Origin of the sequence: Streptococcus mitis (assembly GCF_003944325.1) — a bacterium.
Lineage (GTDB): Bacteria > Bacillota > Bacilli > Lactobacillales > Streptococcaceae > Streptococcus > Streptococcus mitis_CW.
Genome location: NZ_RJPX01000018.1, coordinates 1 through 11,419, shown reverse-complemented (window position 1 = coordinate 11,419; position 11,419 = coordinate 1). Strand labels below are relative to the sequence as shown.

10 protein-coding genes, 12 tRNA genes and 1 rRNA gene are annotated in these 11,419 nt (G+C 41.7%); 1 reads left to right on the top strand and 22 read right to left on the bottom strand.

All coding sequences use genetic code 11. The features are described 5' to 3' along the window. Position 1: 1 nt before the first annotated feature. A complete protein-coding gene (gene tgt, locus D8787_RS06320; RefSeq protein ID WP_001285237.1) occupies positions 2-1,144 on the bottom strand; it encodes a tRNA guanosine(34) transglycosylase Tgt in 1,143 nt (380 codons plus the stop codon). A gap of 116 nt (positions 1,145-1,260) precedes the next feature. Between tgt and D8787_RS06315 the strand changes: the two genes are divergently transcribed. Then, a complete protein-coding gene (locus D8787_RS06315) occupies positions 1,261-2,118 on the top strand; it encodes a DUF975 family protein (RefSeq protein WP_125421873.1) in 858 nt (285 codons plus the stop codon). A 25-nt stretch (positions 2,119-2,143) separates the two neighbouring features. On the opposite strand, the gene pcp is transcribed toward D8787_RS06315, so the two are convergent. From pcp to rrf, 21 genes are all read right to left on the bottom strand, one after another. Beyond that, positions 2,144-2,788 carry a pyroglutamyl-peptidase I gene (gene pcp / locus D8787_RS06310; protein ID WP_125421869.1) on the bottom strand — a complete coding sequence of 215 codons (645 nt, stop codon included), beginning with the start codon at positions 2,786-2,788 and terminating at the stop codon, positions 2,144-2,146. A 115-nt stretch (positions 2,789-2,903) separates the two neighbouring features. Next, positions 2,904-3,263 (bottom strand): DUF1304 domain-containing protein, encoded by a 360-nt coding sequence (locus D8787_RS06305; protein WP_125421866.1) that lies wholly within the window; start codon positions 3,261-3,263, stop codon positions 2,904-2,906. 9 nt (positions 3,264-3,272) lie between these two features. Next, entirely contained in the window at positions 3,273-3,710 is a 438-nt protein-coding gene (locus tag D8787_RS06300; protein ID WP_125421863.1) for a MarR family winged helix-turn-helix transcriptional regulator, read from the bottom strand. Between the two features lie 209 nt (positions 3,711-3,919). Then, positions 3,920-5,122, bottom strand: coding sequence for a LysM peptidoglycan-binding domain-containing protein (locus D8787_RS06295; RefSeq protein ID WP_125421860.1), 1,203 nt, complete (start codon positions 5,120-5,122; stop codon positions 3,920-3,922). 162 nt (positions 5,123-5,284) lie between these two features. Next, the gene (locus D8787_RS06290) at positions 5,285-5,908 is read right to left on the bottom strand and encodes an HAD family hydrolase (protein ID WP_125421857.1); all 624 of its coding nucleotides are present in this window, start codon (positions 5,906-5,908) and stop codon (positions 5,285-5,287) included. 3 nt (positions 5,909-5,911) lie between these two features. Then, on the bottom strand, positions 5,912-7,192 hold the full coding sequence (locus D8787_RS06285; protein WP_125421854.1) for an MATE family efflux transporter: 1,281 nt from the start codon (positions 7,190-7,192) through the stop codon (positions 5,912-5,914). A 60-nt stretch (positions 7,193-7,252) separates the two neighbouring features. Beyond that, entirely contained in the window at positions 7,253-8,737 is a 1,485-nt protein-coding gene (gene thrC, locus D8787_RS06280; protein ID WP_125421851.1) for a threonine synthase, read from the bottom strand. A 75-nt stretch (positions 8,738-8,812) separates the two neighbouring features. Next, positions 8,813-10,090 carry a gamma-glutamylcysteine synthetase gene (locus tag D8787_RS06275; RefSeq protein ID WP_125421848.1) on the bottom strand — a complete coding sequence of 426 codons (1,278 nt, stop codon included), beginning with the start codon at positions 10,088-10,090 and terminating at the stop codon, positions 8,813-8,815. A gap of 107 nt (positions 10,091-10,197) precedes the next feature. Next, positions 10,198-10,281 (bottom strand) — tRNA-Leu (locus D8787_RS06270). Between the two features lie 9 nt (positions 10,282-10,290). After that, positions 10,291-10,362, bottom strand: a tRNA-Gln gene (locus tag D8787_RS06265). 13 nt (positions 10,363-10,375) lie between these two features. Further along, a tRNA-His gene (locus D8787_RS06260) sits at positions 10,376-10,448 on the bottom strand. 14 nt (positions 10,449-10,462) lie between these two features. Then, positions 10,463-10,533, bottom strand: a tRNA-Trp gene (locus D8787_RS06255). A gap of 4 nt (positions 10,534-10,537) precedes the next feature. After that, positions 10,538-10,618, bottom strand: a tRNA-Tyr gene (locus D8787_RS06250). Between the two features lie 12 nt (positions 10,619-10,630). After that, a tRNA-Phe gene (locus tag D8787_RS06245) sits at positions 10,631-10,703 on the bottom strand. A gap of 3 nt (positions 10,704-10,706) precedes the next feature. Further along, positions 10,707-10,780 (bottom strand) — tRNA-Met (locus tag D8787_RS06240). A 10-nt stretch (positions 10,781-10,790) separates the two neighbouring features. Next, positions 10,791-10,880: transfer RNA gene (locus D8787_RS06235), tRNA-Ser, on the bottom strand. A 4-nt stretch (positions 10,881-10,884) separates the two neighbouring features. Beyond that, positions 10,885-10,956, bottom strand: a tRNA-Glu gene (locus D8787_RS06230). 8 nt (positions 10,957-10,964) lie between these two features. After that, a tRNA-Ile gene (locus tag D8787_RS06225) sits at positions 10,965-11,038 on the bottom strand. Between the two features lie 34 nt (positions 11,039-11,072). Then, positions 11,073-11,143 (bottom strand) — tRNA-Gly (locus tag D8787_RS06220). Between the two features lie 5 nt (positions 11,144-11,148). Then, a tRNA-Val gene (locus tag D8787_RS06215) sits at positions 11,149-11,221 on the bottom strand. Between the two features lie 4 nt (positions 11,222-11,225). Further along, positions 11,226-11,341: ribosomal RNA gene (gene rrf, locus D8787_RS06210) — 5S ribosomal RNA — on the bottom strand. Between the last annotated feature and the right edge of the window lie 78 nt (positions 11,342-11,419).

The following is an 11,419-nucleotide window of genomic DNA, read 5'->3' as shown; positions in this document are numbered from 1 at the left end:
TTTAGAAATTACGGCCTGACTTATTATAGCCATATTTTTCAACAAAATACTCACGGAATTCCAAAAGATTGTCATCCATAATGGCTTGTCGAACTTGCTTCATCAGGTTAAGCAAGAAGTAAAGATTGTGGTAGCTAGTCAAGCGGATACCGAAGGTTTCATCGGCCTTGAGTAGGTGACGAAGATAAGCACGTGTATAGTTCTTACATGTGTAGCAATCACACTCAGGATCCAGCGGCGTAAAGTCCTCAGCAAACTGGGCATTTTTGACAACCAAACGTCCCTGACTGGTCATACAAGTCCCATTACGAGCGATGCGAGTCGGCAAGACACAGTCAAACATATCTACACCACGAATCACCCCATCAATCAAGCTATCTGGCGCTCCCACACCCATCAAATAGCGAGGTTTATTTTCAGGTAGCAGTTGGGTTGTGAAATCCAAGACGGCATTCATCTCCTCGTGGGTTTCTCCTACTGCTAAACCACCGATAGAATAGCCTGGGAAATCCATGCTGACAAGATCGTGAGCTGACTGACGACGCAGGTCTTCAAATCCTGCCCCCTGCACAATCCCAAACAAACCTTGGTCATGTGGACGACGGTGAGCCTTCAAACCACGCTCAGCCCAACGACTGGTACGCTCGATTGATTTCTTAACATAGTCGTAAGGTTGATAAAACTGAGGACATTCATCAAAGGACATCATGATGTCTGAACCTAGATTATTCTGAATGGAGATGGCCTTCTCTGGTGATAGGAACATCTTTGAACCATTGAGATGGTTTTTAAATGTTACTCCTTCTTCTGTGATATTGCGGCTATCAGCTAGGGAATAAACCTGGAAACCTCCACTATCTGTCAAGATTGGCTGGTCCCAATTCATGAACTTGTGGAGACCACCTGCGCGTGCGATGAGTTCATCTCCAGGGCGAAGCCACAAATGATAGGTGTTTGATAGGATAATCCCTGAACCCATTTCCTTCAATTCTTCAGGTGACTGAGTTTTGACAGTTGCTTGAGTCCCAACTGGCATAAACATAGGTGTCGGGAAGGTGCCGTGGGGAGTGATGATCTCTCCCAGACGAGCTCCCGTGTGTTTTTCTTTCTTAATCAAACGATATTTGATTGGTGAATCTGACATTTTTTACCTCCGAAGCTGGGAAAGACAGTCCCAGTTCATACTTTGTGCCCAAGGGCATACTGTATGATTTTATCAAAAAAAGCTGGAACTGTCACGAACTATGGTATAATGAGAGAATGAAATACCCAAAAATTGATTTAAAAACCATTCGTCTGCAGGCCAGACAATTTCAGGCTGAAAATCCCCGCCTCTTTCTCGTCTATCTCTTACCTAGCATGCTGGTCATCTTGTCTGGTTTCCTTAATCCCTTAGAGCGCATCAACGAGTCTATTTTAGAGCAATCCCTTTTAAGCGTGCTTGGTCATGTATTCCAAGCCTACCTTTTTCCACTATTAGTCTCCTTTATCGGAACGATTCTCCTGACCAGTTCAGTTTATACAACGCTGAAACTCATCAAAAATCCTGATACAGAACTATCCATCAAAAATAGTCTCGCACTCTTTAACGAAGAGCACTTTTCACAAACCTTTTTGACTCTCCTTCTCAAACGTTTCTATCTCTTCTTATGGAGCATTCCTAGCTTGCTTGGGATTTACTTCCTCTTTTACAGTAGCTTTCTAGCAAAGAAATTCGTTGCAATCCATCCTGAATTTCCCAATCTGGATCTCACGTCAGTTGAAACTGAGCGTTTCCTCATGACCTTTGGTCTTTACGTTCTAGCAAGTATCTTCTTAATGATTATAGGAAATAGTCTCTATATTCCTCAATACTATGCCTATTCGCAGGTAGAATTTCTCCTTTGTGACACCCTAGACTTAGGGCAAGCCAAACCAGGACAAATCCTTAAAACCAGCCGTTTCCTGATGAAAGGCTATAAGTTTCAGCGCTTTATCCTAGACTTACAACTCCTTCCTTGGTACTTCCTCAATTGGATTACCTTTGGAATTGCTAGTTTCTCACTCCTACCCTACATTCAAATCAATAAAATAATTTTTTACCGAGCAGTACTAGCTCGAAAACGTCCAAAAGCTTGAAGGTTTTCCCTCAAGCTTTTTTCTATCAATGAGTTTCTCCGCCTACCAACTTGAGATCCTGATCCCCATATTCGATAATAGCGCCGATTGCCGCTTCTATCCCCCGCCTAATATCCACTAAACTCATAGCTGGAGTAGTCGGTCGATTCACCACCTGTTCCATCATATAAGGAATATGCATAAAACCTGCCTTAACATATGGAAATTTCTTTTCTACCAAATAGAGGACCTGATACATCAAATGATTGCAGACAAAAGTCCCTGCAGTATTGGAAACAGAGGCCGGCAAGCCCTCTTTTTTTATAGCTTGAACCATCGCTTTAATCGGCAAACTACTAAAATAGGCCGAGGCACCGTCTGGACGAATAGGAAGATCAATCGGTTGATTGCCTTCATTATCAGGAATGCGTGCATCGTCTTGATTAATGGCCACTCGTTCAGGTGTCAAGCTAGTTCGTCCACCTGCTTGGCCAATACAAAGGACAAAGTCAGGTCGATAACGATCCATCTCTTCTTCCAATACTTGAGCCGATTTGTGAAAGACTGTCGGCACTTCTAGCCAACGGACCTCAGCACCATGGATTTCATCTGGTAAACCTTTCACAGCCTCCAAGGCTGGATTGACCTTTTCCCCTCCAAAGGGTTCAAAACCAGTCACTAATACTTTCATTTCTAGCTCCTTATAAACGATTCCATGAAATTCTTTTCTTAAACACAAGTATAACATATTTCCCTTATTCTGGAGTGAAAAGGACTAGCGAGGCTAGGATTGATCTTTGAGTTTATTAAAAAAATAAAATACTAATCAAGGCCAAAATAGCTGGTCCACCTTGCTTCAAAATAATTTTCTTATCTGCTGTTAAAGAGCCATAAGCCGCAGCACCAATCACAAATAAGACAAAAATAGTCACAATTTCTAAATTCTGTGAGAAATAAATGCTATACAATAGAAAGACTCCTAGCAGAGCGTTATAAATCCCTTGATTTTTAAACAATGAACTTACTGACGGACGAGCCAGTTCTTCCTTTTCCATGTTAAAGACTCGACTGGTCGCATCTGATTGCGTTGCAATACTTTCCAAATAAAAAATGTAAAAATGCTCCAAAGCAACGATTGTTGCTAAAATGATTGTCATAATTGACATATTTTCTCCTTAAATTTCTATATTCTCAATACCCAAAACCAATTTATTTAATAAACGACTGAGTTCTGTTCTTTCAGACTCTGTTAAGATACCTTCCATCTCTTCCTTAACCTTGATATGCTTCAGAGGAGGATTCAGAGGAGGATTCACCACTAACTGCTCCTTGGCATACTTCGTAGCCTCTACCAACACTTCCCGCTGATTTTCAGGATTACGATGGCGCTCCACCAAACCTTCCTTTTCCAAAATCTTAAAATGTCGGGTTAAAGCAGCCTGATCAATCTTCAAACGCTCCTGAACCGCCATTTGATTACAAGGAGAATGCACCAGCAAAAACAGTAACATCTGATACCGTGTTAAACTAATCCCAAGCCTTTTTTCAAATAATTGCGTGCTCGCTTGCTCAGACAAGCGGAGTTGATACAGTAAATCTTGAATCTCTAGCATTTCTTCCTCTCTTCTATTGATTTATCAATAGTTGACTTATCAAGTATAATGCAAAGTAAAATAGAATGCAAGAATGTTGCTTAAAGCATTACAAAATTCTAACTTCCCATTTTACTTTCCACTCAAATTAACAAAGAAAAACGAACGAGACTCGCTTCCTATCACGAAAGCTAGTTCTCATTCGTCAAAATGATATTACAAAGTCTGGTTTATCCATTCATTGAAACGTGAACGTGATCATAGTGATTTTCTGTCACGCTACCACGGTCTGGCATTGGATTCCAAGTATTAGCTGGTCCATATTTGCTATCGAATGGAGCATAGAAACGTTGTTTCCAGATGATGTAACTAATGCCACGGCTGGACATATTTTGAATAGCGTATTCCGCAATCTTATCCCCTAGTTCTGAACTTTCTGGTACCATAAAGTCGATAGCCAAACCTTTTCCGTGATCTCCACTGTCCCCTGGACGGTAACCACTAAAGGAGGTGATACCAAACAAGTTGGCAATTTCTTCTTTAAAAGCAGCCGTTTGTGGTTGAAGGCCTGCATTTTCAGATTTTGCTACTGCAAGTCCAGCATAATCAGGCGCAGCTGGAGCCGCGTAAGTTGTTGAAACTGGTTTTGTCTCTTCTGGTTGATCAGTAGAAACTACTGGTGTAGCTTCACTTGATGCTACTTCTTTTACTTCTTCTGAACTTGTTGCAGTTGTCTCAGTTGCTTTTTCTTCTACTGGAGTTGTAGTTTCTTCCCCTGCTGGCTTAGCTTGAAGACCTGCTTGTGTTTCCTTCTTCTCAGCTAGAGTCGTTGCCTGAGGAGCTGCTTCTTCAACTGGACTGGTTGTTTCGGCTGTTTGTCCCTCTGAGACAGAAGTCTCTGTAGATAGTGTCACTTCTTCTGAAGCAGTCACTATCTCTGCAACTTCTGAACTTGATACTACTTCTTTTGTGCTTATAGTTTCTACCGCTTTTGGAGCTTCAGCAATAGGTTGAGAAAGGTCTGCAACCTGAACAGTTTGATCATCAACGGTTACTTGATTGGTTGTCAAATTTGCTGTCGCAGTTGTCACTTCTTCACTAGAATCTGCTTGAGGAGTTTGGATTTCAACTTCTGTTACTTCTTCTGCTTCATTGACAGTTGTTGTCAAAACAGTTTCTGGGAAAATCAAGTCCATATTAGTGATTTTATTCAAATTCGCAAGAACTGTGACATCTACACCCAAGGCTTCTGCAATAGTGCTCAAGGTATCACCATACTGAACTGTATAGCTTGTTTTGTTGTCCATTTTAGTCAAATCATTTTGGATTTGCTCAACACTACGTGCAGTCCAAAGAACTTCTTCTGCTTGAGTTGCCAATACTGGAGCAAATGACAAGGCTACTGTTGACGCTAATATTATTCTTTTCTTCATTCTTTCAAATTCCTTTCAAATGAGTACCTGTCTATGATAACACAAAAAGAGAATAAAAAAAGCCCTCTAGGGCCTATTTAACAGAACTGTCCATTCCTTGTAACAAACTCGGTTACTTGAAATAGTTTGTTAGGTCTCTGTCACAAAACTGACACAATCTTTTTATCGCTCAGCCTTAAAAAAACGGGAAATATCTGCTAACGCTTGAATCCTGTGATTGCCTTCATAAGACGACTCTAAAAAGTTGAGACTTTGAATCCCACTATTCTGGGCAAATTCCACATCCAGAGTCCGATCCCCTATATAATAGGTGTTATCAGGATTCAGCTGATACTTGTCTAGCAAATATATAGCCGCTTCTGGACTTGGCTTCCGCGCAAAGCCACTCTGACTGGTTAAAATCTCTGTGAAATAGGACTCCAAACCCAAGTCTCTGAGAATGGTAAAAGCATTGTCCCCCTTATGAGTGTAGACAAACTGTTGAACCCCTGCTGCGTCTGTCCACTTTAGAACCTCACGCGCACCTGGCATCAAGACTACCTGAGCATTCTTCTCAGCAAGACTCTGGGCACGCACCTGATTTAGTATTTCCACATTTAGTTTTCTCTCTTCTGCCACCTGCACAAGCAAATCTTGCACAGAATACTTGAGGATAAACTCTCTCATATTCTCCTTATCATAAGGAATAGCAAACTGACCAAAAGTCTCCTCAATCCCTGATAAAATCGCTTCGTAAGAGTCCAATAAGGTCCCATCTAAATCCCAAATAAAAGCTATTTTTTGCATTTCCTATCCTTTCAAGCTCATATAACGCTGGTAGCGGTAGCGTAGAAATAACCAGCGAAAACCATTATCCAGAAGGGTTCCGGCCCAAATACCAGGCAAGCCCCAACCAAGAACAATCCCCATCAGATAGGCTGTCCCAATGCGGATACACCACATTCCTATACTTGTCGCATAAAAGGGAAGTCGAGAATTTCCCAAACCTTGCCAAACTGCCGTATAGATGACTGTCCCTGTCGCCATGGGAGTACCAAGTAGTGAAAAAAATGTCACTAGCACACTAGCCTCCACCGCTAGAGGATCAGTCGTATAGAGATGAGTCAGTGGTATCCCTAAGGCATAGATACTAAAGGTCAAGGGCAACATGAGAATCAGAGAAAGCCAAAAGGTTTGCTTGCTCAAACTAGCTACTCTTTCCCAATTATCCTCTCCAACCGCTCGAGCCACCAGCATGACCGTTGCCGTAGCAACGCCAAAGGCAGGCATATAGTTAAACTGGGTCAAGACTTCTCCTATTGCATTTCCAGCCACGGCCTCTGTCCCAAAAGAAACGACCAAGGCAATGATAACGACATCACCAGCCCGCATCATAAGCCGCTCTCCAGCTGCTGGTAAAGCCAAGGTCAATAGTTCCTTATCTACACCAAAAGTCGGTTTCTCAAAAGGTAGCTTTAATTGCGACCACAAAATCACAAGACCAATCAAACGAGACAGAATAGTCCCCCAAGCAACACCAGCAATCCCCATATCCAGGATAAAAATAGCTAGACTGGAAAAAAGAATATTCAAGGCATTGGATAAGAGACTCACATAGAGGGGCAGACGTGGATTATGCGTTGCACGAATCAAGGCTCCCAAGCTAGTCATTAATCCCAAAAGAACAATCGATCCGCCTACCAAAGATAGATAGAGTCCTCCACTTTCGGCCACAGCCTGTTCAGTTCCCAAAAGTCCTATCATCTCTTGTCCAGCGAAGATGGACAAAGCTCCTAAAAGGAAACTTAATAGTAAAGTAATTTTCAAGGCCTCAGTCACATGATAGGCTAGCTTAGACTGATCCTTCTGCCCCAAACTTTTTGAAATAACACTAGAAATAGCTGCCCCAAGAGCAATGAAAATCGCCTGATAAATGGTGATGATATTACCAGCGACTGATACACCTGAAATAGCTATCAGTCCTAAATGAGCAACCAAATAACTGTCCACCATTCCCATGAGCATTTGTAAAAAGTTTTCACCCATAGCTGGTAGTGCAATATTAAGAATATCTTTATTTTTCTTAAACAATCCTTCCTCCTGATGAAAAGAAACTCAGTTGGTTTCCCAACCGAGTTTACTCCCTCTGTCTTAAAGTCCTAGATAAGCTTCAACCGCTGCTTGCATGTCAGTAGCTGCTACTGTTGTTTTATGACGAACTGGAGCTGTTTCAAGGCCATCAACTGCTGGTGGCACTGCCACTCCTGAAATGTCATGTAATTGAGCCAAGGCTTCAAAATCAGTTAAGCCTGCTTTTCCTGTTACAGCTTCTACTGCAACCACTGGGAACTTGTATGGACTAGCTGTTGATGCAATTACTGTCTTAGTCGCATCGCCAGTAGCAGCTTGGTATTTCTTATAAACTGCTGAAGCAACCGCCGTATGTGGATCCTCGATATAAGAATCTGATTCATAAACACGCTTGATTTCTGCCGCTGTTTCTTCCTCAGTCGCATATTCAGCTGCAAAGAGCTCCAGAATCTCTACATCAAAATCAGTCAATTCATATTGTCCTTTTGTATTCAAGGCATTCATGAGTTCAGCTGTCTTAATCGCATCATTACCCAAAAGATGGAAAATCAAACGTTCCAAGTTTGAAGATACCAGGATATCCATAGATGGACTAGTTGTTACTTTAAACTCACGTTTCTTGTCGTAAACACGGGTCTTGAAGAAGTCTGTCAAAACATTGTTGTCATTTGAAGCACAGAGTAATTTGCCAACTGGCAAACCAATTTGTTTAGCATAAAAGGCAGCCAAGATATTTCCAAAGTTTCCTGTTGGTACTGTGAAGTTGACCTTATCACCAGCCACAATTTCACCAGCCTTAACCAACTGAGCGTAAGCATAAACATAATAAACAATCTGTGGTACCAAACGACCAATGTTCATAGAGTTAGCTGATGAAAATTGCAACTTGTTGGCAGCTAATTTTTCACGAAGGGCCAGATCGTTAAACATATGCTTCACATTTGTTTGGGCATCATCAAAGTTACCATCAATCGCGATAACATGGGTATTCTCACCAGTCTGAGTGGTCATTTGCAACTCTTGTACCTTGCTGACACCATCCTTTGGATAAAAGACGATAATTTCAGTACCTGGAACATCTGCGAAGCCTGCCATAGCGGCTTTCCCAGTATCACCAGATGTAGCTGTCAAAATGACGATTTTGTTCTCCAAGCCATGTTTCTTAGCAGCAGTCGTCATAAAGTATGGCAGGATAGACAAGGCCATATCCTTGAAGGCAATCGTTGAACCATGGAACAGTTCCAAGTTGTATTGACCGTCTAATTTCACCAAAGGCGCTATAGCTGGAGTATCAAACTTGCTATCGTAGGCATTGTTGATACAGTAGTCCAACTCCTCAGCTGTAAAGTCATCTAAAAATGCTGACAAAACTAACTTAGCAACTTCTTGGTAAGAAGCATCTTTCAATTTGTCAAAGTCTAAATCTACCTTTGGATAAGTAACTGGTGTAAACAAGCCACCGTCCGTAGCCAAACCTTGCAAAATAGCTTGGCTGGCAGTTACTGTATTGTTGGCATCACGCGTTGATTGATAAACTAATGTCATTACTCTCTATCCTTTATCTATAGTCTCTTCCATTATATCATGATTTTTCAGAAAATTCTCCCTTTATAAGAGAAATTATAGTCCCAATTCTTCTTTCAAAGGCTCTAAATAGATTGTTTCTTGCTTATTTCTCATCTTCAGTCCTTTCTCAGCTAGCAAGAGTAAGTCTTTGGAAAATTCAATAATTGCAGTTTCTTCCTCACCTGTAAGCTTTTTCTTAGAAAATTGTCGCCTTAAAAACTTATAATTTCGCCCAAATTCTTTAAAGAAAGGTGCTGTTTCTAAGTAAGCTTCTAACTTATCTAAATTAACCAACAATCCCAAGTGAAAGGCAGCAGAAGCAAAAGTTCTATCAAGAGGCTGAGTACACACACTACGAAACTCAACCGTTCCTCGAGTCGTTAAGTCTTGATACTGATAACTACGATGAGTTTCAAAATCCTTCTCTTGGGGGTAAATAATAACCTCATCCCCATTAAGAGCATATGCTTGGATTTCAGGTGTAGCCAAATAGTCCCTAGCCTGAATCGGATAAAAATAATAGGTTTGTCCATCACGTTCCGCAGTAAAAATTGCAGAATGATCTAGATAGTAAAAAAAATCGTCTTCATCTTTAAATAATCTAGCATTAACACCGACGTTCTCTGGATAGATACCATGCATAGATTCTTCCCAGAAAATATCCCTTGAAATTTTCGTATCCCAATCTGCACCCGAAAACTCAGAGTTTGCAAATAAATAAGCCTTAGTCGCTTCAATTTGGGTAAAAGCATTAATCACCCGTAAGTAGTTGGATTTTGAAACATCCAGTTGAACCTGACTCCCACAAATAAACGCTCCGTATTCAGGGAATTGATGTAAATCTGATTTAGTAACTTTTCTACTCAAATTCAAATAATCCATCAACATCTGATAGCGTGGATAAGCCACTGGACAATTCTCATTTTTATCCCAGTTGGGATGAATACCACAGCCAACAATAGCATGATTTGATTCAGCTAACTTCTTCTGGATTGCTTCCATATAAATACTAAAACGTTCTTCAACCTCTTGTATCGTTTTAGCCTTACCAAATGCAAACTCAATCGTTGTATAGGAAACTTCAAACAGAATAGCATCTTGACTTACTGGATCTACTAACTGGATAGGATTTCCAAAATCATCTACCTTTTCGATAACAAAATCCAAAGTAGAAACTAAATATCGGAATAAGTACATAATAACTTCAATATCTGTAGCATCCCCTTCCAAGTTTACAACAGGATATTCCAGTTCAATCCCAATAAATAATTCAAGATTTTCTTTAATATTTTTCAAATACCGATGTTTTAATAAATCGATAGAACAAGACATACTTCCCTACACTTTCATAATCTAAATAAAATTTGAATAAGTATTATTATACCAAAAATCATATAAAAAAGGAACGAAGATTAACTACGTTCCTTAGCTCTTTACTATACCGGCGGCCGGGGTCGAACCGGCACGTCCTTGCGGACACTGGATTTTGAGTCCAGCGCGTCTGCCAATTCCGCCACGCCGGCAAATAGTAACTGGGGTAGCTGGATTCGAACCAACGCATGAGGGAGTCAAAGTCCCTTGCCTTACCGCTTGGCTATACCCCAATAATATAAAATAGGCGAGTGATGGGGATCGAACCCACGCATGCCAGAGCCACAATCTGGTGTGTTAACCACTTCACCACACCCGCCATAATTCTATTAACACGGGCAGTAGGAATTGAACCCACACTGAAGGTTTTGGAGACCTTAGTTCTACCTTTAAACTATGCCCGTAAAATGGAAGGGGAGGGATTCGAACCCCCGAACCCGAAGGAGCGGATTTACAGTCCGCCGCGTTTAGCCTCTTCGCTACCCTTCCAAAATATATAAATGGCGCGAGACGGAATCGAACCGCCGACACATGGAGCTTCAATCCATTGCTCTACCAACTGAGCTACCGAGCCTTATTGCGGGAGCAGGATTTGAACCTACGACCTTCGGGTTATGAGCCCGACGAGCTACCGAGCTGCTCCATCCCGCGTTAATACAAAAGGAGGATGTGGGATTCGAACCCACGCACGCTTTTACACGCCTGACGGTTTTCAAGACCGTTCCCTTCAGCCGGACTTGGGTAATCCTCCATAATAGTCCGTACGGGATTCGAACCCGTGTTACCGCCGTGAAAAGGCGGTGTCTTAACCCCTTGACCAACGGACCAAACTCTATGGGCACGAGTGGACTCGAACCACCGACCTCACGCTTATCAGGCGTGCGCTCTAACCACCTGAGCTACGCGCCCAAGTTAAAAACTTGGTAATTTGAACAAAGTTCAAAGCGGGTGACGAGAATCGAACTCGCGACAACAGCTTGGAAGGCTGTAGTTTTACCACTAAACTACACCCGCTTAAATGGGAGTTAACGGGATCGAACCGCTGACCCTCTGCTTGTAAGGCAGATGCTCTCCCAGCTGAGCTAAACTCCCTAGAGCTAAGCGACTTCCATATCTCACAGGGGGCAACCCCCAACTACTTCCGGCGTTCTAGGGCTTAACTTCTGTGTTCGGCATGGGTACAGGTGTATCTCCTAGGCTATCGTCACTTAACTCTGAGTAATACCTACTCAAAATTGAATATCTATTCAAATCAAGAAAACCATACTATTCAAATCAAGAAAACCATAC